The sequence below is a fragment of the Allokutzneria multivorans genome, from assembly GCF_039537405.1.
Lineage (GTDB): Bacteria > Actinomycetota > Actinomycetes > Mycobacteriales > Pseudonocardiaceae > Allokutzneria > Allokutzneria multivorans.
Map to the genome: position 1 here is coordinate 474,629 of NZ_BAABAL010000005.1, position 26,758 is coordinate 501,386.

A 26,758-nucleotide genomic window follows, 5' to 3' on the forward strand; every position below is an offset into this window, starting at 1 on the left:
CGACCCGTTCAGGGACAACGACCTCAGCCGAGGTGGAGGGTCAGGGGCCGTACCACTGGTCGACGGGCTTGGGGGCCGCGGCGGTGGTGCCGATGACCAGCTCGGTGTCCAGGGTGACGGTGCGCGGACGGCCGTGGTCGGCGTTGTCCATCAGCAGTCGCCCGGCTGCGCGGCCCTTTTCCAGGACGGGCTGGCGAACCGTGGTCAGCCCGGCGCGCTCGGCCTCGGTGATGCCGTCGAAGCCGGTGACGGTGAGGTCCTGCGGCACCCGCAGCCCGCGCCGATGAGCCTCGTTGAGCGCGCCGAGCCCGAGGATGTCGGAGGTGCAGATGATCGCGGTCAGGTCGGGGTCGCGGTCGAGCAGCTGCCCGGCGGCGGTGGCACCGCTGGCGATGGTGTGGTCGAAGCGCTCGACGACGGGCACGTTCGTCCACTCGACGCCGACCGCGCCGAAGGTGTCGGCCAGCGCGGCGAGCCGGGCCCGCTGCACGTGGAAGTGGGCCTCGCGCTGCCGCTGCACGGACACGAAACCGTCGTTGCGGTCGCGGGCCAGGCGCATGCAGACCACGCCGATGCGGCGGTGGCCGAGCTCGATGAGGTGCCTGGCGACGGCGGCGATGGCCTCGCGGTCGTCGATGCCGACCCGGTCGACGGAATCGACATCGGGCTGGTCGCACACCACGGTCGGCACGGGCCGCTCCAGCACGGCGGCCAGGTGGGGGTCGTCGTCGGGCACCGAGTAGACGACGAAGCCGTCGACGCCCGCGCGGTGCACGGCCGCGACGTCCTCGCGCTCGGGGTTGGCCGGGACGAGCAGCAGGCCCTGCCCGGCCTCCTCGCACGCCAGCGAGAGCCCTTCGAGGAACCCGACGGCCGCCGGGTCGCGGAAGGCGTAGGAGAGGTTCTCGGTCAGCAGCAGTCCGACCGCGCCCGCCTTGCGGGTGCGCAGGGACCGAGCAACCGGATCGGGACCGGGGTAACCAAGGCGCCGCGCGGTCTCCAGCACTCGGCGGCGCAGCTCGGGCGAGAGCTGGTCGGGCCGGTTGTACGCGTTCGACACCGTCGTCCGCGAGACCCCGAGTTCCGCTGCCAGAGACGCCAAAGTAGCGGGGCGCCGCGTGTTCATCGACCGCGCCATGACGTGACCGTAACGGTTCAGAACCACCGAGAGAAGTCCGGGTGACGAACCTGTGTTCAACTCAACAAATCCGCAGGTCAAAGCTCTGAACTCGACTGACTTTGGTCCAGACCAATTTGCGCATCTGTTCACTTCGCGGGATAAGGCTGCCCGATCGAGTGGCGGAGAGCGCTCTCGCGCCCTCCGCCGTCAACGCTCTAGCGAGCCGCCCACTCCTTGAGGAGTCCGGCGAGCGCGTCGGGCACGCCCGCGGGCAGCTCAGCCGAGCCACCGAGCACGTGATCGGACAGGGCCTCGACCACGGAGTCGGAGCAGCCGAGCCGGGACAGGCCGACGGTGTTCACGCCGACCGCCTTGGCCGGGTTGCCGACGACGGTGGTGAACGGCTTGACGACCTTGCGGACCGCGGCGGCCATGCCGATCATCGCGCCGGGGCCGATGTCGACCTGCTGGTGCACGGCGGCGGACATGCCGATGTTGGCGTAGGACCACACGTGGTTGTGCCCGGCGACGCGCGCGGACGGGGCGAGCGTGACGTTGTCGTCGACGCGCACGTCGTGACCGATGTGGCTGTACACCAGGAAGAAGCAGTCGTCGCCGACGCGCGTCGGGCGGTGCGTGCCGCTGTGGATGGAGATGTGCTCGCGGAAGCGGTTGCGGTCGCCGATCACGACGCCGTGCTCGCTCTGCTCGCCCTCCCAGCCGACCACGTGGTGCGTGCCGCGGTTCTCCGGCGGCGTCCCGATGACCGCGCCGGGGCCGATCCAGTTCCCGTCGCCGATCCGCGTCGGCCCGAGGATGACCGCGTGCGGGCCGATGACGTTGTCCTCGCCGAGCTCGACGCCGTCGCCGATGATCGCCGTTGGGTGAATGCGGTTCGCCATGCGCGCATCCTGTCAGGCCCGTCACACGCCGCCGTGACCAGTCCTGATCGGCCCCGGAGGCCGCCTCACCCGTTTCGGTAGACTCGCCCGGACCTGCGACCCCGAGCACCCGAAGCGAGGCCGAAGACCGTGGTGGACGCGACCGACGGGTTCCTCACCAACCTCACGGCCGCGGCGAAGGCGGGGAGCCCCCTGGGCCGGGCCGATCTGACCGCGCTCGCCCAGAGCGACGATCCCGCGGCCTTCCGCAAGCTCGGCAGGACGTTGAAGTCGGCCACCGCCGAAGCCACTGGGCTGAACGCCACCAAGGTCGGCGTGCTCGCCACGTACACGGTCGGCCCGCTGGAGCCGATCCTGCGCGCGAGCCTCGCGGCGGGCGGGATGCTGCCGAGCTTCACCACGGGTGACTACGCCGCGTTCGAGCTCACGCTGTCACGGGCGGACGACCCGCTCTTCGACGCGGGCCAGGACGTGCTGTTCTGCACCACCGACTCCTCCTACTTCCTGCCCAAGGACTGGAGCGGCAGCGATGTCGACGCGCTGACCGCCTTCATCACCGAGCGCGTGCAGTCCTTCCGCGGCCTGCTCGCCGACGTGGTGACCCGGGGCAAGACCACCGTGCTCACGCACACCGTCCCGCTGCCCGCCGTGGTCCGCGACGGACTCGTCAGCTGGAGCGCGCGGGCGAAGGTCAGCCGCTGCTGGGCCCAGCTCAACGCCGCGATCCTGGAGCTGGCCGAGGAGCACTCGGCGATCGCCGTCGCCGACTTCGTCAGCGCGCTCGCCGACGAAGCCGTTGCCGCGCAGGACGATCGGCTGCTGCGCTTCGCCGATCTCCCCTACACCGACGCGGCGCTGATGGTGCTGGCCCGCGAGGCGCGGCGGTTCCTCCAGGCGAAGACCGGGCTCTCCCGCAAGGTGCTCGCACTGGACCTGGACAACACCCAGTGGGGCGGCGTGCTCGGCGAGGTCGGCGCGGCGGGCGTCGAGCTGGGCGGGCTCTACCCGGGCAGCGCCTACACGGAGTTCCAGCGCAGCGTGCTCCGCCTGCGGGACCAGGGCGTGATCCTGGCGCTGGCGAGCAAGAACGACGCCGAGCACGTCGAGTCCGCGCTGACCGAGCACCCGGAAGTGTTGCTGCGCCCAGAGATGTTCTCGGCGAGCGCGGTCAACTGGTCGCCGAAGTCCGGCAACCTCAAGGCGATGGCCGCACAGCTGAGCCTGTCGCCGAACTCCTTCGTGTTCATGGACGACTCGCGCTTCGAGCGCGGCGAGGTGACCGCCGCACTGCCCGAAGTCGCGGTGATCGCCGCCGACGGCGACCCGGCCTACCTGGTGCGGAACCTGTTGCGTGGCGGGTGGTTCGACACCCTGGAGCTGACCGACACCGACCGCAAGCGCCCCGGGCTGTACAAGGCGCGGGCCGAGCGCGGGAACTTCGCCGAGGGCTTCGGTTCGGCCGACGACTACCTCAAGGCGCTCGAAGTCGTCGTCACCGTCGCCGAGGCAACGCCGTTCGACGTGGCCCGGATCGCGCAGCTCGCCGCGCGCACCAACCAGTTCAACCTCACCGGCCTGCGCTTCGACCAGGCCGAGACCACCACGATGTCCGAGAGCGACGACCACGTCGTGCTGTCCTGCTCGGTGGCCGACCGCTTCGGCGACGAGGGCATGGTGGGCGCCGCGTGGGTCCGCAAGGACGCCGACGCGTGGGAGGTGCTCAACCTGGTGATGAGCTGCCGCGTGCTCGGTCGCGGGGTGGAGCAGGCCATGGTCGGCTGGCTGCTGCGGCAGGCAAAGGAATCCGGAGCGGCCACGCTGCGCGGCACCTTCACGCCGTCGGCGCGCAACACCGTCTCGTCGAAGCTGTGGTCTCAGCTCGGTTTCACGCACACCGGGGACAGGGATTCCACCCAGGTCCACGAGCTGGCCGTGGACGGCGCCGCCGACCTCGTGCCCGATTCGATCCAACTCAAGGAGAAGTGACGCAGTCATGGCGGACACGCAGTCGGTGACCGACGGGGTTCTGGACATCCTGGAGGACGTGCTGGAGATCCCGCGCGCGGACCTTGAGGCGCACCCGACCCTGCGCGACCACGAGAACTGGGACAGCATGGGCGCGTTGGAGATCCTCTCCCAGGTGGAGGGCCGCTTCGGCGTCCAGCTCGACCTGCGCGAGTTCAACGCGGCCAAGACCGTCGACGAGCTAGCCTCGGCCGTCAGCGCGGGGATCAAGTAGTGATCCTCGGCATCGACCACGTCGGCGTCGCGGTCAAGGACCCCGAGGCCGCGGGCAAGCTCCTCACCGCGCTCGGCATGTCCCAGGGCGAGACCGGCACCGCCGACGAGTACGGCGTGGCGTGCGAGTTCTGGGGCCTGTCCGGCAAGCCGGAGGAGGTCAGCGTCGAGCTGGTCTCCCCGACCCGCGAGGACTCGTCGGTCCAGTCGCAGCTGGCCAAGAAGGGTCCTGGCGCGTACCACATCGCGCTGGAGGTCGACGACCTCGCGGCGGAGATGACGCGCCTGCGTTCCCAGGGCTTCGTCCAGCTCGACGCCGAGCCGTGCGCGGGTGCTCGCGAAGGCATGCAGGTCGCCTTCTTCTACCTCGGCCGGGCCGCCGGTTTCCTCATCGAGCTGGTCCAGTACTCCACCCCGCGCCGCGCCCAGTAGCCCTCCGCCCCGCCAACGTCCCGTTCGGTGCGCTGAACGCGCTGAACGACCCGTTCGGTGCGTCTAACGCACTAAACGACCCGTTCAGGGCTTCTAGCGCACTGAACGGGTCGTTCGGGGCTTCTAGCGCACTAAACGGGTCGTTCGGGGCATCTAGCGCACTAAACGGGTCGTTCAGGGCTTAAGCGCTGGGTCAGGACGGTGGGGCGGTGGACTCGCGCACCACGAGGCGGGGGCGGAACACGCGGCTGTAGCTGCCGCCGGTGCGCCTCGCGCCCGGGGTGAGGCGTTGGACCAGCTCGTCGACGGCCGCGCGGGCCATCTCCGCGATCGGCTGGGCGAGCGTGGTCAGCGCCGGAGTGCAGTACGCCGCAAGGGGAATGTCGTCGAAGCCGACGATCGACATCTGCCCGGGGACCGAGAGCCCGCGCCGGTGCGCCTCGCGCATCGCGCCGAGCGCCATGTGGTCCGACGAGCAGATCACGGCGGTCGGAGCCGACGCGGAGTCGAGCAGCGTGGCCATCGCGGCAGCTCCGCCCTCGGCGCCGTAAGGTGCGTGCGCCACAAGGGTTTCGTCGGCGTGCAGGCCGGATTCCTCAAGCGCCGCAGCCCATCCGGCGCGCTTCAACCGCGTCGGCAGTGAGCGCGCGGGACCGCAGACGAAGCCGATCCGCTTGTGCCCCAGCTCAACCAGGTGCCGGGTCGCGAGGTAGCCGGCGACCTGCTCGTCGACCGTCACGTCGGGAACGTCGAGCCCGGGTGCGCCGCCGTTGACGAAGACCATGTGCACGCCGTCGGCCAGCAACCGCGCGTAGTAGGTCTCTCCGCCCGCTTCGACGTTCGTGATTTCCGGGGACACGAAGACCATGCCCTCGACGCCGCGCGCGAGCAGCATTCGGACGTACTCCTCCTCGCGCAGCGCCCAGCCCTCGGAGCGGGTGTTGCACAGCAGCGACGAGTAGCCCGCCAGCGACGCGCGCGTCTCCAGCGCCTCCGCGTAGGCCGGGAAGATCGGGTTCGACAGCTCGGGCACGAGCAGGCCGATCACCCCGGTGCGTTGCAGCGCGCCCAGGCCGCGAGGGCTGTAGGGCAACTCCCCCAACGCTTCCAGCACTCGGCGCCGGGTCGCCTCGTTGACGCCCGCGCGCCGGTTCAGCACCCGGCTCACCGTCGAGATGCTCACGCCAGCGGCCTTGGCGATCTCGGCAAGACCTGCCACGCGCTCCTCCGTTCTCCTGCCGTCGGGCACTAGCCTGCCGAGGTCAGCAAGTTTTTGCAATGGCCTGAAGAATGTTGCAGTGACTTCGGGCTTGTTACTGGTTGGTTACGCCAGAAGTCTTGACCGAACATGCCCTTCGGGTATGAAATCCGCGTCAGCCTCAACGCAAAAGCTTGCAGAAGTTGACCCGCCTGCCGCCGACGACGACGCGCAGGTACACGGAGGGAACGACAGCAACGATGCGACGCACACCCCTCGCGAAGAACCTCATCCGCGCCGCCGCGCTGACGGCGGCGGGAGCGCTCGCCCTCACCGGCTGCGGCGGTGGCTCCGGCAGCGGCAACGCCAACAAGATCGTTTTCTGGGACACCAGCGGCCCCAACGAGCACCCGGTGTTCAAGAAGCTGGCCGAGGGCTGCGCCACCAAGGGCGGCTACCAGGTCCAGCCCGAGCAGGTCGCCTTCGACCAGGCTCGCAGCAACTACAAGACCAACGCGCAGGGCGGGCAGGGTCCCGACGTGTTCCGCGCCGAGGTCGCCTGGGTCTCCGAGTTCGCCAAGAACGGGCTGATCCAGGACCTGTCCGCGACCGACCTCGCCAAGGACGGCGCCGACTACCTGGACGTGGCGGCCGGCTCGACCAAGTACGACGGCAAGACCTACGCCGTCCCGCAGGTCACCGACACCCTCGGCCTGCTCTACAACAAGAAGATGCTCGCCGACGCGGGCATCCAGCCGCCGAAGACGTGGGACGAGGTGAAGGCCGCGGGCGCGAAGCTCGGCGAGAAGGCCTTCTTCGTCAACAACGACGCCTACTACGCGCTGCCGTTCATCTACGGCGACGGCGGTGACCTGGTGGACACCGCGTCCAAGAAGATCACCGTGAACGCGGCGGCCTCGGTCAAGGGCGTCGAGACCGCGAAGTCGTTGCTGGACGCGAAGGCCGCGCAGACCGCGCAGGACCCGAGCAACTCCTACAACAACATGAAGGCCGCGTTCTCCGGCGGCCAGGTCGCGATGATCATCGACGGTCCGTGGGCCGTGGTGGACATCCTCAAGAGCGACGCGTTCAAGGACGCCTCCAACCTCGGCATCGCTCCCGTTCCCGGTGCGAGCGCGGGCAAGGGCTCCGGGCCGGTCGGCGGGCACAACTACGTGATCCGCCAGGGCACCAAGGCCAAGGACAACGCCATCAAGTTCATCCAGTGCATGAGCTCGGCGGAGTCGCAGGCCACGGTCGCCAAGGAACTGGGCCTGCTGCCCACCCGCAAGGCCGTCTACGACAACGCCGACGTCAAGTCGCAGGCCGTGGTCACGGGCTTCTCCGAGGCGATCAAGTCGGCGCACGCCCGCGCGTGGATTCCCGAGGGCGGCCAGCTCTTCGACCCGTTGAAGATCGGCTACGCCGACGTCCTCTCCGGCAAGAAGACCGCCAAGGTCGCGCTGGACGAGGTCGCCAAGACCTACAAGGACCAGGTCGTCAAGGAGTATTCGCAGGGCTGACCGACTAGGGCGTGTTTCATGGGTCTCGTTCGATGAGAGTCGGGATCGGCCCGGCTATCGCGAACACGGACCTGTGAAACGCGCCCTAGGGCGCCCCTCACCACGAGGGGCGCCTTCTCGGTCTCGGACACGGGAGTCAGGGACAGTGCGAGGGTTCTTCAGTCGGCACTGGTACGCCTACGCGATGGTGCTGCCAGCCGTGATCGTCACGGGCGTGCTGGTGATCCTGCCGTTGTTGCAGGGCGCCTTCTACAGCCTCACCAACATCAACGAGTCGAACATCGCCAACCCGGTGCTCGACCGCCCGGCGAGCTACGAGTTCACCGGCCTGGAGAACTACGCGAACGTCCTCAGCGGCGACGCGTCCTACGGCAGTTTCTGGGACGTCCTGCTGCGCACCCTGATCTGGACCTTCGCCTGCGTCGGCCTGCACTTCGTCATCGGCCTCGCGCTGGCGTTGCTGCTCAACCGCCCGATGCGCGGCCGGGGCGTCTACCGGGTGCTGCTGATCCTTCCGTGGGCGGTGCCCGCGTTCATCAGCGCCTTCGCGTGGAAGTACATGTTCAACGCGCAGTACGGGATCATCAACCAGCTGCTGCGCGCGGTCGGGCTCCCCGACTTCGTCTGGCTCGGCCAGTCCGATCTCGCGCTGGTCGCGGTCATCCTGGTCAACGTCTGGCTCGGCGTCCCGTTCATGATGATGACGATTCTCGGTGGCCTGCAAGCGATCGACGGCTCGCTCTACGAGGCGGCGGAGATCGACGGCGCCACCCCGTGGCAGAGGTTCCGCAACGTGACCCTGCCCGGCCTGCGCTCGGTGTCCAGCACGGTGATCCTGCTCGGCACCATCTGGACGTTCAACATGTTCGCGGTGGTGTACCTGATCACCGGTATCAACCCGAACACTCGACTGCTGATCACCTACGCGTTCGAGCGCTTCTTCAACGGCGCCTCGCGCGACTACGCCATCGCTTCGACCTACGGCGTGCTGATCCTGTCCGTGCTGCTCGTGTTCGCTTCCGTCTATCGCCGCGCGCTTCGCCGGCAGGGTGAGGTGTGGTGATGAGCCTCGACGCCGCTTCGATCAAGGCGACGGAGAACGCCGTTGCGCCTAAGCCAATGGGCAAGCCCAAGCGCTCGCGGCTGGCCAGTTTCGGCTTGCACGGCACGCTCATCGTCGCGTCGCTGATCGCGGTCTTCCCGGTGTTCTGGGTCTTCATCACGTCGTTGAAGCCCGACGCGAAGGCCGCCGAGACCACGCCGACGCTGTTCAACGAGTCGAGCCTGGACAACTACGCGAACATCCTCGCGGGCGAGAAGGGCTCGTTCCTGTCCTGGTTCGCCAACTCCGCGGTGATCGCGATCCTGACGACGGTCATCTCGGTGTTCCTCTCCGCGACCGCCGCCTACGCCGTGAGCCGGTTCCGCTTCCCCGGCTACCGCGGAATGATGTTGTCGTTCCTACTGATCCAGATGTTCCCGTTCGCGGTGCTCATCGTGCCGCTGTACAACATCCTTCTCTCCCTTGGGCTTCAGGGAACGAGCCTCGGCCTGGTACTGGTCTACTGCACGACCGCGGTGCCGTTCTGCGCCTACATGCTCAAGGGCTACTTCGACGCGATCCCCCGCGACATCGACGAGGCGGGCCGCATCGACGGGCTCTCCCCGTTCGCCGTTTTCTGGCGGCTCGTGCTGCCGCTGTCGAAGCCGGGCCTCGCGGTCACGGCGTTCTACGCCTTCCTCACCGCCTGGGGTGAGGTCGCCTTCGCCTCGGCCTTCCTTTCGGCCTCCGACGAGTCGAAGACGCTGGCCGTCGGCCTTCAGGTGTTCGTCCAGCAGAACCGGACCGAATGGGGTCATCTGGCCGCGGCCTCGATCCTCGTGGCGATTCCGGCGGTAATCGTCTTCTACCTGGTCCAGAAGTTCCTCGTTGCCGGACTTGCCTCAGGAGCGGTCAAGGGGTAGCGCGCGCTATTGGTCTGAACCTTTATCGTTGAAGTGTCACCCGAGGGGCTGACGGAATCGTTCTGAACAGCTACCTTGACTTTCTCGCCGCACAGTGAAGTGAAGGGACCCACACATGGCCGAGGTCGCCTACGTCAACGCGTCCCGGGTGTACCCGGGCAGCCCGCCGGTGCGGGCGGTCGACGAGCTGAAGCTGGACATCGCTGACGGCGAGTTCCTGGTCCTGGTCGGGCCGTCCGGTTCGGGCAAGTCCACTGCGCTGCGCATGCTGGCCGGGCTGGAGGACGTTGACGAGGGCGCCATCGAGATCGGTGGGAAGGACGTCACCAACGTCCCGCCCAAGGGCCGTGACATCGCGATGGTGTTCCAGTCCTACGCGCTGTACCCGCACATGACCGTCGGCGAGAACATGGGCTTCGCGCTGAAGCTGCGCGGTGTGCCGAAGCCGCAGATCAAGGAGAAGGTCGCCGAGGCGGCCAAGATGCTCGACCTGGAGAAGTACCTCGACCGCAAGCCCAAGGCCCTCTCCGGCGGCCAGCGGCAGCGCGTCGCGATGGGCCGCGCGATCGTGCGCGAACCCAGCGTCTTCCTGATGGACGAGCCGCTGTCCAACCTCGACGCCAAGCTCCGCGTCGAGACCCGCGCCAACATCGCCGCGCTCCAGCGGCGGCTGGGCACCACGACGATCTACGTCACCCACGACCAGGTCGAGGCCATGACCATGGGCCACCGCGTCGCGGTGCTCAAGGACGGCCTGCTCCAGCAGTGCGACACCCCGCGCGCGCTGTACGAGACCCCGGCCAACGCGTTCGTGGCGGCCTTCATCGGCTCCCCCGGCATGAACCTCAAGACCGTTCCGCTGACCGCCGCGGGCGCGCAGCTGGACGGGCTGGAGGTCCCGCTGCCGAGGACCACCCTGGACAAGGTCGGCGCGGAGGGCCTCAAGGAGGTCACCTTCGGCGTCCGCCCGGAGTCGCTCGGCCTGGTCGGCGCGGACGAGGCCGGCATGGAGCTGACCGTCGAGCTGGTCGAGGAGCTGGGCGCGGACGCCTACGTCTACGGCTCGGTGCGCATCGCCGACCGCCCGGAGCGCTTCATCGTCCGGGTCGACGGCCGCACCCCGCCCGTGCTGGGCCAGACCGTGCGCGTCGGCCTGCGCGACAACACCGAGATCCACCTGTTCAACCCGGAGTCCGGCGCCCGCATCCAGGGCTGATCCCGGGCGTCTATCGCATCACAATTCCGGCCCTCGTCCGCTCCAGCTGGACGGGGGCCGGTCTCGTGCTCGTATGGTGAACTCGACAACGGTTTCCATTACCTGTTCGAGTGTCGCCTAGGAGTGCCGCCCATGACCGTCCGCAACCCCCGGCTGCTCGTCGGCCTGACCGCCGCCGCGCTCGTGCTCACCGGCTGCGGCGGCGCAGCACCCCAGGGTCAGCAGCCCGGCGGCTCCGGCTCCGCCAAGCTCAAGGTCGTCGCCTCCACCGACGTGTGGGGCAACATCGCCTCGACCGTGGGCGGCGAGGAGATCGAGGTCAAGGCGCTGATCTCCGGCGGCGGCGTCGACCCGCACTCCTACCAGGTCACCCCGGCCGACAGCGCCGCCGTGAAGGACGCGGGCCTGGTGGTGTTCAACGGCGGCGGCTACGACGACGCCATCGGCAAGCTGGTGCAGCCCAACGCCGTGGTGATCGAGGCGGTCAAGCTCGACGAGCACGCCAACGAGACCACCTCCGAGGGGGCCGACGAGCACGGGCACGACCACGGGCACGGTTCCGGCGAGCACAACGAGCACGTCTGGTACGACTTCGACACCGTCTCCAAGGTCGCCGACGAGCTGGCCGCGCGCCTCGGCGACCTGCTCCCCGCCGCGAAGGCGAAGTTCACCGAGAACGCCAAGAAGTTCAAGGACGAGGTCGGTGCGCTGGACAAGCGCGTGCACGCCTTCGGCGAGGCCAACAAGGGCGCTTCGGTGATCGCGACCGAGCCCGTCGCGGCGAACCTGATCACCCACGCCGGGCTCAAGGACGTGACCCCAGCGCAGTTCAGCAAGGCCGTCGAGGAGGGCAACGACCCGCCCGCCGCCGCCATCGCCGACCTGGAGAAGCTGATCACCGGCAAGCAGGCCGTCGTGCTGATCTACAACCCGCAGACCGAGTCCGGGGTGACCAAGCAGGTCAAGACCAAGGCCGTCGCGGCGGGCATCCCGGTGGTGGAGTTGACTGAGACGCTGCCCCAGGGCAAGAACTACCAGCAGTGGATGAGCGCCCAGGTCGACGCGCTCGCCAAGGCACTGCCGAAGAAGTAGGAGAGCGCGTTGGGTGTCGTGAGGTTGCGGGGCGCGCGGCTGGCGTACGGCCCGCGCGTGTTGTGGGACGGGCTCGACCTCGACGTCGCGCCAGGTGAGTTCCTCGCCGTGCTCGGCCCCAACGGCTCCGGCAAGACCAGCCTGCTGCGCGTGCTGCTCGGCCTCCAGCCGCTGTCCTCGGGCACCGTGGAGATCCACGGCGAGCCCGCGCGGCGCGGCAGCACGCGCGTCGGCTACATCCCGCAGCAGCGCTCCGTGGACGCCACGCTCAGCGTGCGCGGGCGCGACCTCGTCTCGCTCGGCCTCGACGGTCACCGGTGGGGCTTCGGCTCGCGCCGGTCCAGCCGCGCGCGCGTCGACGAGATCCTCAGCGAGGTCGGCGCGCAGAGCTACGCGCACATGCCCGTCGGCCTGCTCTCCGGTGGCGAGCAGCAGCGGTTGCGCGTGGCCCAGGCCCTCGTAGCCGGGCCCGAGGTGCTGCTCTGCGACGAGCCCCTGCTCTCGCTCGACCTGGCCCAGCAGCGCGTGGTCAGCGGCCTCATCGCCGAGCAGGCCAAGCTGCGCGGGGCGGGGGTGCTGTTCGTGACGCACGAGATCAACCCGATCCTGCCGTTCGTGGACCGCGTGCTCTACCTCGTCGACGGCCGCTTCCGGGTCGGCACGCCCGACGAGGTGATGACCTCCGAGACGCTCAGCGAGCTCTACCGCACGCCCATCGAGGTGTTGCGGGTGCGCGACCGCATCGTGGTGGTCGGCGCCGAACAGGACGGGGCCACCGTGCACCACCACGTCGAGGCGAAGGGCTGAGCGGGCGTGGAGGACTTCTTCGGCAAGCTCTTCGACTTCAACGCCACCCTGGAGCTGCTCGGCTACGACTTCGTCCGCAACGCGCTGCTCGCCGCCGCCGTGCTGGGCCTGGTCTCCGGAGCGCTCGCGCCCATGGTGGTCGCCCGGCGGATGTCCTTCGCCGTGCACGGCACCGCTGAGCTGGCCTTCACCGGCGCCGCCGCCGCTCTGCTCATCGGCACCAGCGTCGGCGGTGGCGCGCTCGCGGGCTCCGTGGTCGCCGCGCTGCTGCTCGGCCTGCTCGGTCAGCGCGACGGCGAACGCGACTCCGTCATCGGCGCTGTGTTGTCATTCGGGCTGGGCCTGGGTGTACTCCTGCTCGCCCTGTATCCCGGGCGCACTTCAAACAAGTTCAGCCTGCTGATCGGGCAGATCGTCGGTGTCGACTCGGCCGATCTCGTGCTGCTGACCGTCGCCGCGCTCGCCGTTCTCGTGGTTTTCGGGTTCATCTACCGCCCGCTGCTGTTCGCCAGCGTCGATTCCGAAGTAGCCGTCGCGCGCGGTGTTCCCGTGCGCGCGCTGACGCCGCTCTTCGCGGTCCTCGTCGGCGTCGCCACCGCGCTCGGAGTGCAGACCGTCGGCGCGCTCCTGGTGCTCGCCCTGATGGTCACGCCCGGCGCCGCCGCGGCCCGCCTCACCGCGAACCCGACCATGGCGATCGTGCTCTCCGTGGTCTTCGCCGAGATCGCCGCGCTGGGCGGAATCCTGCTCTCCCTGGCGCCCGGCGTCCCGGTGAGCGCCTTCATCACCACGATCTCGTTCGTCATCTACCTGGTCTGCCGCGCAGTGGGCACAGCCCGCCTCCGCACCCTCTCCGCCCGCCGCGCCTGATCTCAGCGGCGGGGCGGGAGGAGCTGCTCGAAGCGGTCGAGGAACTGGGGCATCACAAGGGTTCCGCCGCCTGCGGCCAGGTTGCGCTCCACCATCTGCACGACCACGACGTCCTGACCGGCGATGGTGGCGGCGGCGGCCTCAGGGCTCTTCGCGAAGTCCAGGTAGTTCTGCAACGTCAGGTTGGCGAAGGTGGCCGCGAGGTACGGCGCCGCGGCCTGGCTGAAGGAGTCCGTCAGCACGGCGACCCTCGGAGCGACCATGCCGGGGCCCTGCGCGGTCCGCAACGTCAGCGGCTCGGGGAACTTGGTGCCGATGGGCCGGGTCCGGTCGACGGTGCCATCAGGGCGCAGCCGGTACCGCGTGCCCGACATCTCGCCCTTGCGCCCCATCAGCGCGGCGAGGTCTCCGCCGGTGGACTTCCACGTGCGCTCGACCTCGGTGACCCAGGTGCGGCTGACACCCGGCTGCACGATGTCGGCGAGGCGCCGCGTCATCACCAGGGCGCCCTCGTCGGTCCAGTGCGTGTCCTGCCGGTGGTAGACCTCGTGCTTCACCTCGGCGGCGGCTGCGGCCAGCTGCGGGCGGAGATCCACCGCCCCAGCCTCGGCCACGAACCGAGCCCAGAAGTCGGCGTTCGGCTGCCGCGAGCAGTCCCGGCCCGGATAGCTGTCCGGCAGCTTCTCCGGCACGACCGTGCTCTTGTCCGGCGCGACGACCAGAACGAACTTCCGCCCGGACCGCTCCACGATCGACCGCAGCCGGTTCACCTGGGCCAGCGTGCGGTCCAGCGGCTGGGCGGGCTGGCACTTGCTCTGCGCGTCGCCGCCGAAGTACAGCCAACCGTCCTTGCCCTGCACCACTTTCACGAAGCCGGAGCTGTCCGGCGGCAGCACCTGCTCCGGGCCCGTCGGCTCCGTCGGCGCGGGTGGCGCGATCGGGTTGGCGGGCACTGGGCCACCGCCGCCGTTCCCGCCGTCCAACGGCACCGGCTCGCCGAAGAACGTCTCGCTGATCCAGTCCGTCGCGTGCACGGCGTCCTGCCGGAACACCAAGTGATCGGTCGCCCATTGCGGCAGCTTCGTGAAGAACGCGAACCCGTCGGCGAGCGAGGGGAACGCGACGATCTCGCGGTTCTCGAAGGCCACCGGCCGCGCACCGAGCGTCCACGCGGCCAGCGGAGTGGCGAAGAAGGCGATGGCCGAGATCAACGCGACGAACTGCCGCTTGCCGTGGCGGGGCCGGTGCAGCGAGTGCTCCCTCGGCAGCCACGCCTCATGCACCTGAGGCAGCTTGAAGCCCTCGTCCCGCACCGTCACGAGCCCACCGTACTTCCCGTCAGAACTGGTAGTAGAGGAACGGCGAGAAGGTGCCGGTGGCCACGAGGATGGCGGAGTACGCGAGCCCGGCGGTCATCACGCCGATCCGCAGCGACGAGGCGAGCCGCCCGCGCACGGACTCCAGGTAAGGCCCCGTCACCGGCCCTGCGGGCAGGAAGAACACCGACAGCGCCACGAGCAGGATCAGGGTCCGCTGGTTGGTCATCGCGGACTCGACGAGGTCGGTGATGCCGCCGAGGTCCGGCACCAACATGTGGCCGATCATCGCGAACGCCGAGCCGAGGTCGGCGGACTTGAAGAACACCCAGCCGAACACCACGAGCAGCAGCGTCAGCGCGCGCCGAGCCACCCGGGGCCAGCCGGGGCGGGGCGGGGCGTCCCACCGGCGCGAGCGCTCGATCACCAGAAGCAGCCCGTGGAACAGGCCCCACACGAGGAACGTCCAGTTCGGACCGTGCCAGAAACCGGTCAGCACGAAGACGATCGTCAGGTTGCGGTAGGTCTTGGCGACGCCGTGCCGGTTGCCGCCGAGCGGGATGTAGACGTAGTCCCGGAACCACCGCGACAGCGACATGTGCCAGCGCCGCCAGAACTCCGTGACGGTCACCGAGGAGTACGGCCGCGCGAAGTTCTCCGGCAGCCGGAAGCCGAGCATCCGCCCGAGCCCGATGGCCATGTCGGAGTAGCCGGAGAAGTCGAAGTACAGCTGAAGCGTGTAGCCGATCGCGCCGAGCCAAGCGATGGCGAAGGTCATCTGGCCCGGCGGCGTCCTGAAGCAGGCTTCGACGAGCGGCGCGAGCGAGTCCGCGACGACGACCTTCTTGGTCAACCCCAGCGCGAAGCGGGGGAAGCCCGACGCGATGTCGTCGATCCGGTGCGTGCGGACCTGGGGCAGCTGGTCGGCGATCTCCCGGTAGCGCACGATCGGGCCCGCGACGAGCTGCGGGAACATCGCGATGTAGGTGACGAAGGAGACCGGGTTGCGCAGCGCGGGTCGCTCGCCCCGGTAGATGTCCACCACATAGGAGATGTGGTGGAAGGTGTAGAAGGAGATGCCGATCGGCAGCACCAGCTGCACCACCGGCAGGTCGAGTCCGACCAGTCCGGCGAGCGCGGCGGCCTGCTGCGTCGCGAAGCCCGCGTACTTCCACACCACCAGCACGGCCACGTCGAAGCTGATCACGCCGATCAGCAGGCCGCGCCGCCGTCGCGGGTTCAGGTCCCACTCATCGGGTTCGAGCGACGGCCCCACGAAGTAGTTCACGACGATGCACGCCAGCAACAGCAGCGTGGTCCCGCCCGCACCGCTCGCGTAGAACACCAGGCTCGCCACCGCGACGACGCCGTTGCGCCACCGTCCGGGCAGCAGCAGGATCGCGCCGAGCACGATCGGCATGAAGTACCACAGGAACAAGGGGCTCGCGAAAGACACTCAGCCCACCCCCGAGGTTCCTGCCCGCTCCACCGTTCGTCGCAGTGAACGTAACCAATGCCCCCGTGGGTTCACTCAACCGCCCCACGCACCGAACGACCCGTTTAGGTACCTAGAAGCACTGAACGACCCGTTCAGTGCGTTCAACGCACCAAACGGGTCGTTCAGGTACTCCAGCGCACTCAACGGGTCGTTCAGGGCGCTCAACGCACCACAAGAGGCGTTGATCAGGCGCGACCGGCGGCGCGACGACGGCGGGCGATCTCCGCGAGGACGACTCCCGCGGCGACGGAGGCGTTGAGCGACTCGACCCCGGCGGCCATCGGGATGCCGACGGTCTGGTCGCAGTACTCCTTGGCCAGCCGTGACATGCCTCGGCCCTCGGAGCCCACGACGAGCACCATCGGCGAGGTCGCCACGTCGAGCTCGTCCACGCTCACGGTGGCGTCCGCGTCGAGGCCGACGATCATCAGCCCCTGCTTGGCCCAGTCCTTGAGCGTGCGGTTGAGGTTGACCGCCACCGCGACGGGCAGCTTCGCCGCCGTGCCCGCGCTGGTCCGCCACGCCACGGCCGTCATGCCCGCGCTCCGGCGCTGCGGCACGACGACACCGTGCGCGCCGAAGGCCGCGGCGGAGCGGATGACCGCGCCGAGGTTGCGCGGGTCGGTCACCCCGTCCAGCGCGACGATCAGCGGCGGGTCCCCGGAGTCCACCGCGAGCGACAGCAGGTCGTCGGGGTGGGTGTAGGAGAACGGCGGCACCTGGAGCGCGAGGCCCTGGTGCATGGCGTTGTTGGTCAGCCGGTCGATCTCGGACTTGGAGACCTCCAGCACCGAGATGCCACGGTCACCCGCGAGGCGCACGGCCTCGGCGACGCGCTCGTCGGTCTCGATGCCCAGCGCCACGTACAGCGCCGTGGACGGCACACCGGCGCGCAGGCACTCCACGACCGGGTTGCGGCCCGCGACGTGCTCGGGCCCCGATTCCTTCTTCTTGCGCGCTGCCTGGGCCTTGGCCGCCGTGGCGGCGCGCTTGGCCGCGGGGTGGTTGGGCCGGTTCGCCGCGGACGGCGTCGGGCCCTTGCCTTCGAGTCCCTTGCGCCGCTGGCCGCCGGAACCGACGACCGCCCCCTTCTTGCTACCGGGGTTGCGCATGGCGCCCTTGCGCCGGGAGTTGCCTGCCATCAGCAGTCCTTCAATGTCCACTTCGGACCGTCGGGGGTGTCCTCGACGGCGACGCCGACGGCGATCAGGCGGTCCCGAATCGCGTCCGCAGCTGCGAAATCCTTGTTCTTGCGGGCGTCCTTGCGCTGTTCGAGCAGTTCTTCGACCAGCGCGCCGAGCACCTTCTGCGCCCCTGTGTCCACAGTGGACTTACCGCTCCACGAGCAGTCGAGCGGGTCGAGCCCGAGCACGCCCATCATCGCGCGCACCGAACCCGCCGCGGCCAGCACGCCGTCCCGGTCGCCCGAGTCCAGCGCCGCGTTGCCCTCGCGCACGACGGTGTGCACGGCGCCGACGGCGGCCGGGGTGCCGAGGTCGTCGTTCATCGCGTTGACGAAGTCCTCGGTCAGCGCACCCGGCTCCGGGGCACCGACACGCTCGACGACGCGGCGCAGGAACGACTCGATCCGCCGGTAGCCGAGCACGGAGTCGTGCAGGGCTTCCTCGGAGTACTCGATGTTCGAGCGGTAGTGCGGCGTCACCAGGTAGTAGCGCAGCTCGACCGCGCGCACGCGCTCCAGCATCGCCGGGATGGACACCGTGTTGCCGAGCGACTTGGACATCTTCTCGCCGCTCAGCGTGACCCAGGCGTTGTGCATCCAGTAGCCGGCGAAGCCGTCACCGGCCGCCCTGGACTGCGCCTGCTCGTTCTCGTGGTGCGGGAAGACCAGGTCCAGGCCGCCGCCGTGGATGTCGAACTCGGACCCGAGGTAGGCGCCCGCCATGGCGGAGCACTCCAGGTGCCAGCCGGGACGGCCCGGCCCCCACGGCGTCGGCCACGAGGGCTCGCCGGGCTTGGCGCTCTTCCACAGCGTGAAGTCGCGCGGGTCGCGCTTGCCCTCCGTGCCCGTCTCGCCCTGCTGCACCTCGTCGGGCCGCTGGCCGGACAGGGCGCCGTACTCGGAGTAGGAGGACACGGAGAAGTAGACGTCGCCGTTCGCCGCGTAGGCGTGACCGGCGTCGATCAACCGCTGCATCAGCTCGACCATCTGCGTGACGTGGCCGGTCGCCCGGGGCTCCACGGAGGCGGGCAGGCAGCCGAGCGCGTCGTAGGCGGAGATGAACTCGCGCTCGTGCGTCGCGGCCCACTCCCACCACGGACGGCCTGCTTCCGCGGCCTTCGACAGGATCTTGTCGTCGATGTCGGTGACGTTGCGCACGAGCGTGACGTCGTTGCCCAGGTGCGTCAGCCAGCGTCGGAGCACGTCGAAGTTGAGACCGCTGCGCACGTGTCCGATGTGCGGAACCCCCTGGACGGTGGCCCCACACAGGTAGATCGACACGGCTCCGCTTCGCAGCGGGGAGAACTCCCGCATGCTCCTGGTTCCGGTGTCATATATGCGCAGGCTCACCCGTCGATGGTACGGCGCCGCCCGATCGGGTCTTTACCGCATCACTCCACGCGCTTTCAAGGCGGCGGCGAGCGCGTCCGGTCGCTGGTCGGTCGGCAGCGGTTCGACGATCGCCACAGCGCTGCCCAGCGCGGCCGCTCCGCCGTCAGCCTCCTCGCTGTCACCGATCATGAGCACGTGCTCCGGTGGCACGCCGAGCCGCGCGCAGGCGATGCGGAACAGCTCGGCGTCGGGCTTGAGCAGACCTTCCTTGTACGACATCACCACGTCGTCGACGAGGTCGAGCAGGCCGTAGTGCTGGAAGACGGTCCTGATGTCCCACCCGATGTTGCTCAGCACGACCACGGGCACGCCGCTCTCGCGCAGCCCGCGCAGGACGGCCTCGGTGTCCGGGAACGGCTTCCAGGACTCGGGTTCCAGCAGCCGGTCGTAGACGGTGTCCGCCTTGGCGTGGTCGCCGACACCGGCGCGCACAAGCATTTCCACGTGCACGCGCCGGTGCGTCAGCTCGTCGAGGTCCCGGCGGTCGAAGTCCTCCGGCACGTCGGACTCGGCGGTCACCGGCGCCGTCATCTTCCGCATCAGCTCCGACGCCGTGGCGTCGTCCATGATCCCGTCGAGCCAGCCGCTGGCGACCTCCAGCCGGAACAGCGTGCCGGAGAAGTCGAACAACACCCCGCGAATCGTCACGCCGCCACGCTAGTCGCGCTCGACCATCCGCAAGCTGGTGTTCTTGGTCTCCGGCAGGATGATCGCGCACAGCGCGCTGAGCGCGGCCACGGCCGCCAGGTACCAGCCGACGGAGGAGATGCCGTAGCGCGCGGCCAGCTCGGTGCCGATCAGCGGCGCGAAGCCGCCACCGACGACGCCACCGATCGTGTACGCGAATGACGCTGCCGTGTAGCGGTAGCGGACCTCGAACAGCTCCGGCAGGAAGGACCCGATCGGGCCGTAGCACAGGCCCATCGCGCCGAGCATCAGCGCGAGCGCCGTCGCGACGAGGTTCGGCGAGCCCGTGGAGGCCAGCAGCGGCAGCGCGAGCCCGACCGCGGCGGCGAACACGCAGCCGAAGATCAGCACGGCCCTGCGGCCGAACTTGTCCGAGGCCCAGCCGGAGATCGCGGTGCCGACGATCATCGCCCAGATCGTCACGATCTGGAGCGTCAGCATGGTGTCGCGCGGGATCTCCAGCGTGACCGTGCCGTAGGAGAGCATGAACGTGGTCGCGAGGTAGAACAGCACGTAGCTGATCACCATCGTGCCCGCGCCGAGCAGCAGCCGCCACGACGAGGACTGGAACATGTCGATCACCGGCATCGAGCTGCGCTCGCGCTTGCGCAGCACCTCGGCGAAGGCGGGCGTCTCGACCAGCCTGATCCGCACCAGCAGGCCGATGATCACCAGCACCGCCGACGCCAGGAACGGCACCCGCCAGCCCCAGCTGGTGAAGTCCTCGTTGTCCATGGTCGCCGACAGCGCGAGGAAGGACGCCGCGGCGCCGAAGTAGCCGACGCCGGGGCCGAACTGCGGGAAGACCCCGTACCACCCGCGCTTGGCGTCCGGGGCGTTCTCCGCGGCGAGCAGCACGGCGCCGCCCCACTCGCCGCCGAGGCCGATGCCCTGCACGAAGCGCAGCACCACCAGCAGGATCGGCGCGGCCACGCCGATGGTCTCGTAGCCGGGCAGCAGCCCGATCCCCACGGTGGCTAAGCCCATGGTCAGCAGCGAGGCCACCAGCATGGACTTGCGGCCGACGCGATCGCCGAAGTGACCGAACAGCAGCGAGCCGACCGGCCGGGCGATGAAGGCGACCGCGAAGGTCGAGAACGCGGCGAGCTGTCCGGCCAGCGGTGACAGGTTGGGGAAGAAGGCCCCGTTGAGCACGAGGGCCGCGGCCGTTCCGTAGATGTAGAAGTCGTAGAACTCGATGGATGTGCCGATGAAGCTCGCCATCGCGATCGTGCCGATGCGCGGCTGTGTCCGCGCCGCACCGCCAGCCGTCCTTGTGTTCGCCACCGCGTTCTCCTCGTCCCAGGGCCACGCAAGGTGCCCGAAAGTACACCGCCCGTAGCGGGCCGAGAACAGAAGTGCCAGGTTGCGGCATGTTGGGAGAAATTTAAGGTCACAAATTTTTATTCAGGGCTTTAGTCCCGAGCGGGCGGAGAGGACCTTCTACATCAACCACTGCGAGACCCACGACACACCGCACGCGGATCGTGAGGAGGTCAGCGATGTCCCTTCTGGTGTCACTGGTCCCCGCCTTCGTGTTGCTTTTGGTGTTCGTGTGGGAAGCGGTCCGCTCGTCCGAAAAACTGCATTTTGCACGCGCTCGCAGGCAGGCTCGCCGTGCGACCCGTGAGATCCGTGCACGCCGGAGGACCTCGGCGTTCGTGCACTGCGATCGCGTGGTCAGCCGGGGCCGCGAGCTGGCGATTCGGCCGATGACCGTACTGGCGCGCACCGCGCCCTCTGAATTTGGCTGACGCCGGGTGGTGGCTTGGGACCCGTCCGGCGTCAGCCCCTTCACTTTTTCACACAATTCCCGTTAGGCGTTCTGGCCTAATGCGGTTTACAACCGGACGTCCACCGGGAATGTATTTTGCAGGCCGCACTTGTCGTGACCGAGACGCATCCGAGACATATTCACGCGACGCGGGTGGCCGATTTCGACTTTCAGGCGGGCTCGGTGGGAACCAGCATCGCGGTGGCGACGGCGGCGACGCCCTCACCCCGTCCGGTCAGCCCGAGACCGTCCGTGGTGGTCCCGGAGACCGCGACCTCACCGCCGGCGGCGGCCGACAGCGCCCGCTGCGCCTCGTCCCTGCGCTTGCCGACGCGCGGCGCGTTGCCGATCACCTGCACGACGGCGTTGCCCAGCCGCCAGCCCCGCTCCTCGATCCGCCTGCGCACCTCGGCGAGCATGTCCGCCCCGTGCGCCCCGGACCAGCGGGGGTCACCGGTGCCGAACACCGCGCCCAGGTCGCCGAGCCCGATCGCGGAGAGCATGGCGTCGCACAGCGCGTGCGCGGCGACGTCCCCGTCGGAGTGCCCGGCGCAGCCGTCCGCTTCGGGCCACAGCAGCCCGGCCATCCAGCACTCCCTGCCCGGCTCGACGGGGTGCACGTCGGTGCCGACGCCGACGCGGGGCCAGATCTGCTGCTGGGTCAAAGACGTCCTCGGTGGGTGAGCAGGGCCGTGGCGACCGCGAGGTCGAACGGGGTGGTGATCTTCATAGCATCGGTGTGCCCCGCCACCGTCAGCACGGGTTCGCCCAGCCGCTCCACCAGCCCCGCGTCGTCGGTCGCCCCCAGCGCGGCCTTCGCGGCCGCCTCGTGGGCGCGGACGAGGACTCCGCGTTCGAAGCCCTGCGGGGTCTGCACGGCGCGCAGCGACGCGCGGTCCACGGTGGCGAGCACGCGCCCGTCGGCGTCGACCTGCTTCACCGTGTCGGCGAGCGGGAGCACGGGGACGACGGCGGGGGCGCCCGCCCGGACCGCCTCGACGACCGAGCGGATCATGGCGGGCGGGGTGAAGGCGCGGGCCGCGTCGTGCACGAGGACGACCTCGGTGTCCGGGACCTCAGCAACGGCGGCCTGGAGGGCGAGCCACACGGACTCGGTGCGCTCTGCACCCCCGGAAACGACAGTGACCGCCGCACCGAGCGAACTCAGTGCGGCGGTCACGACGTCTATCTGGTTGGGTGGCGCGGCGACGACCACGTGGTGCACGCACCCCGACGCCCACAGTCCACGCACCGCGTGCACCAGAAGCGACTCGCCGTCGAGTTCGACGAGTGCCTTCGGCACCGCGGCACCGAGCCGTTCACCGCGCCCCGCTGCGGGCACGAGCGCGACAACGCTCACGGCGGACGGCTGTTCAGGCGTGGGTCAGGAGGCGGTGGCGAGAACTTCGTCGAGGAGAACCTCGGCCTTGTCCTCGTCGGTGCCTTCGGCCAACGCCAACTCGCTCACCAGTATCTGCCGAGCCTTGGCAAGCATGCGCTTCTCACCAGCGGACAGGCCGCGGTCCTTCTCCCGCCGCCAGAGATCGCGCACCACTTCGGCAACCTTGTTCACATCGCCGGAGGCGAGCTTCTCCAGGTTTGCCTTGTACCGCCGAGACCAGTTGGTCGGCTCCTCGGTGTGGGGAGCACGCAGCACCTCGAAGACCCGGTTCAGGCCCTCCTGACCGACGACGTCCCGAACACCGACGATCTCGGCGTTGTCCGCGGGAACGCGCACGGTCAGATCGCCCTGAGCGACCTTGAGAACGAGGTACTTCTTTTCCTCGCCCTTGATCGTTCGGGTCTCGATCGCTTCGATGAGAGCGGCACCGTGGTGCGGGTAGACGACGGTCTCTCCGACCTTAAAAACCATGTGTCCTCTGCCCCTTTCGCTGACACCATCCTAACACGTCCACCGTTGTCGCATCGGCAGCCGTGTGCTGGGTAACCGCAGGTCAGCCCTCATGGGAGGGGTTGACAAACCCGCGCGGGGCGTGCCATGGGCAACCGTTTGGGGGAAATCCGCCCAGCGCACCCGCGCGGTGTGTCGCGCTGATTGCCGCGCGGGGCAACGAAACCGTGCGAGTGGTCACAACCGGGTTGGCCGCGAGCCCCCCGCACCATCGGGCTACGCTTCGCGCTGCCAGATCGCCAGCTGGTCGCAGCGTCGACCGCAGGCAGTCGATCATCGACATGGAGGATCGAGCACCGTGAGCCGCGCAGAGCAGGCCGTCAGCATGGTCGCCCCGGCCGGGAGCCCGAGGACCTCGCGCCTCCGGATGGTCCCGGTCGCCGTCGGGCTCGGGGTCGCGCTGGTCGTCACCGGGTGCAGTGCGGGGATGCACACCCAGACCGACCAGCAGGTGGCCGCCGTGAACGGCGCCTTCGGCCAGAGCAAGGACGGCGCGATCGCGTTGCGCGAGGCCGAGTTCGCCTTCCCCGCCGAGAAGTTCTACTCGGCGGGCACCGACGCCCCGCTGAAGGTGACGATCGTCAACCAGGGCACCAAGGCCGACAAGCTGGTCAAGGTCTCCGCCGCGGGCGCCGGTGAGGTGAAGGTCAGCGGCAGCACCGACCTGCCCGCGGGCTTCGCGCTCACCGCCAAGGTGCTGGAGCGCGCGAGCGCGCCGAAGTCCTCCGCCCCGAGCAGCACCACCGGTGCCGCGTCCTCGGGCACCCCGTCCTCGACGACGGGTGCGGCGACCACGACCACCCCGAGCGGCTCGGTCCGCCCGACCACCACCGCCAGCGGCTCGGCCACCAAGGTCGGCGTCGTGGAGCTGGTCGTCACGGGGCTGGGCAAGGAACTCCGCCCCGGCCAGACCGTCGCGGTGACCTTCACCTTCCAGAACGCCGGTGAGGTCACCCTCCAGGTGCCGATCGCCAACGACAGCGAGCCCCGCACCCCGGCAACGGGTGGCGGCGGCCACGGTGGCGGTTCGGAGCACGGCGGCGGCGAGCACAACCAGACCAAGCCCGCCGGCGACGGTCACTGACCGACCCGCAAGGCTCGTCCCGGAGGCGGCGTTCACCCACGTGGTGAGCGCCGCCTCCGTCTTCGGCGGGCGGGCGCGGAGTTGTCGGTGGGTGGCCCTAGCGTTGCGGTCGTGGCGAGAACCCGAGCGATCTACCGCTGCGCAGACTGCGGTCACGAGGTGGCCAAGTGGGTCGGGCGCTGTCCGGAGTGCCAGGCGTGGGGCACCATCGCCGAGGCCGCCGCGGCGAGGCCCGCGCTGGCGAAGGTGGCGGCGGGCGCTCCGGCCGCGCCCGCGATGCCCATCGCCAAGGTCGACGTGGAGTCCGCCCGCGCGCGCCCGTCGGGGCTCGGCGAGCTGGACCGCGTGCTCGGCGGCGGAGTCGTGCCCGGCGCGGTGATCCTGCTCGCCGGAGAGCCCGGTGTCGGCAAGTCGACCCTGCTGCTGGAGGTCACGCACCGCTGGGCGGCGGGCTCGGGAACCCCGGCGCTGTACGTGACCGGCGAGGAGTCGGCCGGTCAGGTGCGCCTGCGGGCCGAGCGCACCGGCGCGCTGCACGACGAGCTGTACCTGGCCGCCGAGAGCGACCTCGGCGGAGTGCTCGGGCACGTGGACGCGGTGAAGCCCGGCCTGCTGATCGTGGACTCCGTGCAGACCATGGCGACCGCGACCGCCGAGGGCTCGGCCGGTGGTGTCACCCAGGTCCGCGCGGTGGCTACGGCGCTGGTCGCGCTCGCCAAGGAACGCGGCCTTCCCGTGGTCCTGGTCGGCCACGTCACCAAGGACGGTTCGGTCGCCGGTCCGCGCGTGCTGGAGCACCTGGTCGACGTCGTGCTCCAGTTCGAGGGCGACCGGCACTCGACGCTGCGGCTGCTGCGCGGTGTGAAGAACCGCTTCGGCCCCTCCGACGAGGTGGGCTGCTTCGAGCTGGTCGAAGAGGGCATCGTCGGCGTGCCCGATCCCTCCGGGCTGTTCCTGAACAAGCGGGAGGTCGCGGTCGCGGGCACGGCGGTGACCGTCGTGGTCGAGGGCAAGCGCCCGCTGCTGGCCGAGGTGCAGGCCCTCGTCGCGCAGTCCTCCATGCCCCAGCCGAGGCGCGCGGTCAGCGGGCTGGACTCAGCCAGGGTGGCGATGGTGCTCGCCGTGCTGGAGCGACGGGGGAAGGTGCGGATCGGCGCCTCCGACGTCTACGCGGCGACCGTCGGCGGGATGAAGGTCGTCGAGCCCGCCGCGGACCTCGCGCTCGCGCTGGCCATCGCCTCCGCCGCGCGGGACATCGCGCTGCCGCCCGACATGGTCGCCGTCGGCGAGGTCGGGCTCGCGGGCGAGGTGCGGCGCGTCGCGGGCGCGGGCAGGCGGCTGACCGAGGCGATGCGGCTCGGCTTCACCAGGGCGCTCGTGCCCCCGGACTCCGGCCCGATGCCGAAGGGCATGCGGGTGAGCGTGGTCGAGGACCTCCAGGCAGCTCTGCGCATCCTCCGCAAGGAAGGCAAGGCCCTCCGAGAGGAGTCCGAGCGGGACTAGTGCTCGGCGGGGTCGCGGAACGCGGGAACGCCGTTGTCGTTGTCGTCGCGGACGGCGGTGGGATCGGCGGCCAGCTCCTCGGTGTCGGGCTTGCCGTCTCGGTCCTGGTCGCCGGTGGTGGTGAGGACGAACAGCGTCCCGGGGAAGTCCGGCAGCACGTCGTGCACGAGGCTCTCCGCGACTGCCTCGCCCCCGGACTCGGCCAGGCAGCGTCCGCCGGGTGCTTGGGTTCCGCCCTGGAGCACGCCGACGGCGAGGGTGCCGGAGAGCACCGGAGCGCCGCTGTCCCCGACGCCGGAGCACGCGGTGTGCGCGAAAGCCTCGATGCGGCGCCCGGTCGAGCCGGAGACCGCGTGCACGCGCTGCTTGCGAACGCGCCCGCACGTCCACCCGGTGGTGCGGCCGGACTTGCACACGGGCATGCCCTCGACCGGAGCCGCGACGCCTTCCACGGGCACCCGCCCGCCACGCTGGTCGATCACTTCGGCGGCCGGGCGCAGCCACGGGTTGGTGAGGCGCACGGTGGCGTAGTCGTCACCGCTGCCTCCGGAGCGGAGGTCGTCGAAGCGAACGGTGTCGAAGCGGCCGAGGACACCGCCGCGCTCCAGCTCCGCGTTCTCCGCGCTGGTCAACGCCGCGCAGTGCCCGGCGGTCAACGGCGTGGAGCGACCCATGTCGTCCACGGCGAGGAAGCCGAGCGTGCACAGCCCGACCTGACCGCGAGCGGCCGTGGTGAGCCGCACGCCCACGCCCGCCGCGACGCCGCGCGAGGGCAGCAGTGCGCGCAGCGGTCGTTCCAGCGGGGACTCGGCGCGCCCGGACGCCCGCCACGCCTGCTCCAGGTAGGTCGGGGCGTCGATGCCGAGGTCCCGGCGCACCGCATCGATGAGGTCGGCGGGAAGATCCTTGGCCTGCAAGGAGAACAGAGTGTCCACAGTGGACGGCGCAGCCGCCGCGGCGCCCGTGGGGCACAGGGCGGCGACGCACAGCAGCGCCACCAGGCGTCGACCGAACATGTGCGCTCCGAACCCGCTCGACCACAAGGG

The 26,758-nt window shown here is 69.9% G+C and carries 26 protein-coding genes; 13 read left to right on the forward strand and 13 right to left on the reverse strand.

Features of this window, described 5'->3' with window-relative positions; genetic code table 11:
• Nucleotides 1-40 precede the first annotated feature (40 nt).
• Complete coding sequence (locus tag ABD798_RS06150) at nucleotides 41-1,138, reverse strand: LacI family DNA-binding transcriptional regulator (RefSeq protein ID WP_344871523.1); 1,098 nt, start codon at nucleotides 1,136-1,138, stop codon at nucleotides 41-43.
• A 197-nt stretch (nucleotides 1,139-1,335) separates the two neighbouring features.
• On the reverse strand, nucleotides 1,336-2,022 hold the full coding sequence (locus ABD798_RS06155) for a UDP-N-acetylglucosamine acyltransferase (protein ID WP_344871524.1): 687 nt from the start codon (nucleotides 2,020-2,022) through the stop codon (nucleotides 1,336-1,338).
• A gap of 132 nt (nucleotides 2,023-2,154) precedes the next feature.
• On the opposite strand from ABD798_RS06155, the gene ABD798_RS06160 reads away from it, so the two are divergent.
• The 3 genes from ABD798_RS06160 to ABD798_RS06170 are packed head-to-tail and all read left to right on the forward strand — an operon-like array spanning nucleotide 2,155 to nucleotide 4,692.
• The gene (locus ABD798_RS06160) at nucleotides 2,155-4,008 is read left to right on the forward strand and encodes an HAD-IIIC family phosphatase (protein ID WP_344871525.1); all 1,854 of its coding nucleotides are present in this window, start codon (nucleotides 2,155-2,157) and stop codon (nucleotides 4,006-4,008) included.
• Between the two features lie 7 nt (nucleotides 4,009-4,015).
• Nucleotides 4,016-4,261, forward strand: a complete 246-nt coding sequence (locus ABD798_RS06165; RefSeq protein ID WP_086821494.1) for an acyl carrier protein — start codon at nucleotides 4,016-4,018, stop codon at nucleotides 4,259-4,261.
• On the forward strand, nucleotides 4,261-4,692 hold the full coding sequence (locus tag ABD798_RS06170) for a VOC family protein (RefSeq protein ID WP_344871526.1): 432 nt from the start codon (nucleotides 4,261-4,263) through the stop codon (nucleotides 4,690-4,692). Before ABD798_RS06165 ends, ABD798_RS06170 begins: the two co-directional genes overlap by 1 nt.
• A 193-nt stretch (nucleotides 4,693-4,885) precedes the next feature.
• Here ABD798_RS06170 and ABD798_RS06175 read toward each other — a convergent pair whose 3' ends face one another.
• A complete protein-coding gene (locus ABD798_RS06175; RefSeq protein WP_344871527.1) occupies nucleotides 4,886-5,911 on the reverse strand; it encodes a LacI family DNA-binding transcriptional regulator in 1,026 nt (341 codons plus the stop codon).
• A gap of 239 nt (nucleotides 5,912-6,150) precedes the next feature.
• Here ABD798_RS06175 and ABD798_RS06180 point away from each other — a divergent pair, with 239 nt between their 5' ends.
• The 7 genes from ABD798_RS06180 to ABD798_RS06210 all read left to right on the forward strand — a co-directional run bounded on the left by ABD798_RS06180 (nucleotide 6,151) and on the right by ABD798_RS06210 (nucleotide 13,363).
• Nucleotides 6,151-7,413, forward strand: a complete 1,263-nt coding sequence (locus ABD798_RS06180; protein WP_344871528.1) for an extracellular solute-binding protein — start codon at nucleotides 6,151-6,153, stop codon at nucleotides 7,411-7,413.
• A gap of 145 nt (nucleotides 7,414-7,558) precedes the next feature.
• On the forward strand, nucleotides 7,559-8,476 hold the full coding sequence (locus ABD798_RS06185) for a carbohydrate ABC transporter permease (protein WP_344871529.1): 918 nt from the start codon (nucleotides 7,559-7,561) through the stop codon (nucleotides 8,474-8,476).
• Nucleotides 8,476-9,378 (forward strand): sugar ABC transporter permease, encoded by a 903-nt coding sequence (locus tag ABD798_RS06190; RefSeq protein ID WP_344871530.1) that lies wholly within the window; start codon nucleotides 8,476-8,478, stop codon nucleotides 9,376-9,378. Before ABD798_RS06185 ends, ABD798_RS06190 begins: the two co-directional genes overlap by 1 nt.
• 115 nt (nucleotides 9,379-9,493) lie before the next feature.
• Nucleotides 9,494-10,594 (forward strand): ABC transporter ATP-binding protein, encoded by a 1,101-nt coding sequence (locus ABD798_RS06195; protein WP_344871531.1) that lies wholly within the window; start codon nucleotides 9,494-9,496, stop codon nucleotides 10,592-10,594.
• Between the two features lie 132 nt (nucleotides 10,595-10,726).
• On the forward strand, nucleotides 10,727-11,686 hold the full coding sequence (locus ABD798_RS06200) for a metal ABC transporter solute-binding protein, Zn/Mn family (RefSeq protein ID WP_344871532.1): 960 nt from the start codon (nucleotides 10,727-10,729) through the stop codon (nucleotides 11,684-11,686).
• 9 nt (nucleotides 11,687-11,695) lie between these two features.
• Entirely contained in the window at nucleotides 11,696-12,493 is a 798-nt protein-coding gene (locus tag ABD798_RS06205; protein ID WP_344871533.1) for a metal ABC transporter ATP-binding protein, read from the forward strand.
• 6 nt (nucleotides 12,494-12,499) lie between these two features.
• Nucleotides 12,500-13,363, forward strand: coding sequence for a metal ABC transporter permease (locus tag ABD798_RS06210; RefSeq protein ID WP_344871534.1), 864 nt, complete (start codon nucleotides 12,500-12,502; stop codon nucleotides 13,361-13,363).
• A gap of 2 nt (nucleotides 13,364-13,365) precedes the next feature.
• On the opposite strand, the gene ABD798_RS06215 is transcribed toward ABD798_RS06210, so the two are convergent.
• From ABD798_RS06215 to ABD798_RS06240, 6 genes are all read right to left on the reverse strand, one after another.
• Nucleotides 13,366-14,682, reverse strand: a complete 1,317-nt coding sequence (locus ABD798_RS06215; protein WP_344871535.1) for an alginate O-acetyltransferase AlgX-related protein — start codon at nucleotides 14,680-14,682, stop codon at nucleotides 13,366-13,368.
• Between the two features lie 19 nt (nucleotides 14,683-14,701).
• Entirely contained in the window at nucleotides 14,702-16,135 is a 1,434-nt protein-coding gene (locus ABD798_RS06220) for an MBOAT family O-acyltransferase (protein ID WP_344871536.1), read from the reverse strand.
• A 227-nt stretch (nucleotides 16,136-16,362) separates the two neighbouring features.
• Complete coding sequence (gene rlmB, locus ABD798_RS06225; protein ID WP_344871537.1) at nucleotides 16,363-17,319, reverse strand: 23S rRNA (guanosine(2251)-2'-O)-methyltransferase RlmB; 957 nt, start codon at nucleotides 17,317-17,319, stop codon at nucleotides 16,363-16,365.
• Nucleotides 17,319-18,710 (reverse strand): cysteine--tRNA ligase, encoded by a 1,392-nt coding sequence (gene cysS / locus ABD798_RS06230; RefSeq protein ID WP_344871539.1) that lies wholly within the window; start codon nucleotides 18,708-18,710, stop codon nucleotides 17,319-17,321. The genes rlmB and cysS overlap by 1 nt, the downstream gene beginning before the upstream one ends.
• 33 nt (nucleotides 18,711-18,743) lie before the next feature.
• Nucleotides 18,744-19,400, reverse strand: coding sequence for an HAD family hydrolase (locus tag ABD798_RS06235; RefSeq protein ID WP_344871541.1), 657 nt, complete (start codon nucleotides 19,398-19,400; stop codon nucleotides 18,744-18,746).
• 9 nt (nucleotides 19,401-19,409) lie between these two features.
• Nucleotides 19,410-20,726, reverse strand: a complete 1,317-nt coding sequence (locus tag ABD798_RS06240) for an MFS transporter (protein WP_344871543.1) — start codon at nucleotides 20,724-20,726, stop codon at nucleotides 19,410-19,412.
• A gap of 215 nt (nucleotides 20,727-20,941) precedes the next feature.
• On the opposite strand from ABD798_RS06240, the gene ABD798_RS06245 reads away from it, so the two are divergent.
• A complete protein-coding gene (locus ABD798_RS06245) occupies nucleotides 20,942-21,193 on the forward strand; it encodes a hypothetical protein (RefSeq protein WP_344871545.1) in 252 nt (83 codons plus the stop codon).
• Nucleotides 21,194-21,383: 190 nt separating this feature from the next.
• Here the strand turns inward: ABD798_RS06245 and ispF are convergent, their stop codons facing one another.
• The 3 genes from ispF to ABD798_RS06260 are packed head-to-tail and all read right to left on the reverse strand — an operon-like array spanning nucleotide 21,384 to nucleotide 23,086.
• On the reverse strand, nucleotides 21,384-21,878 hold the full coding sequence (gene ispF / locus ABD798_RS06250) for a 2-C-methyl-D-erythritol 2,4-cyclodiphosphate synthase (protein WP_344871547.1): 495 nt from the start codon (nucleotides 21,876-21,878) through the stop codon (nucleotides 21,384-21,386).
• Nucleotides 21,875-22,573, reverse strand: a complete 699-nt coding sequence (ispD, locus tag ABD798_RS06255; RefSeq protein WP_344871549.1) for a 2-C-methyl-D-erythritol 4-phosphate cytidylyltransferase — start codon at nucleotides 22,571-22,573, stop codon at nucleotides 21,875-21,877. Before ispD ends, ispF begins: the two co-directional genes overlap by 4 nt.
• A 24-nt stretch (nucleotides 22,574-22,597) precedes the next feature.
• Entirely contained in the window at nucleotides 22,598-23,086 is a 489-nt protein-coding gene (locus tag ABD798_RS06260) for a CarD family transcriptional regulator (protein WP_030428277.1), read from the reverse strand.
• 337 nt (nucleotides 23,087-23,423) lie between these two features.
• Between ABD798_RS06260 and ABD798_RS06265 the strand changes: the two genes are divergently transcribed.
• Both ABD798_RS06265 and radA read left to right on the forward strand, forming a co-directional pair.
• Complete coding sequence (locus ABD798_RS06265; RefSeq protein ID WP_344871552.1) at nucleotides 23,424-24,209, forward strand: copper chaperone PCu(A)C domain-containing protein; 786 nt, start codon at nucleotides 23,424-23,426, stop codon at nucleotides 24,207-24,209.
• A gap of 111 nt (nucleotides 24,210-24,320) precedes the next feature.
• On the forward strand, nucleotides 24,321-25,712 hold the full coding sequence (gene radA / locus ABD798_RS06270) for a DNA repair protein RadA (protein ID WP_344871553.1): 1,392 nt from the start codon (nucleotides 24,321-24,323) through the stop codon (nucleotides 25,710-25,712).
• On the opposite strand, the gene ABD798_RS06275 is transcribed toward radA, so the two are convergent.
• A complete protein-coding gene (locus ABD798_RS06275; protein ID WP_344871555.1) occupies nucleotides 25,709-26,728 on the reverse strand; it encodes a S1 family peptidase in 1,020 nt (339 codons plus the stop codon). The two genes, radA and ABD798_RS06275, sit on opposite strands and share 4 nt — an antisense overlap.
• Nucleotides 26,729-26,758 lie beyond the last annotated feature (30 nt).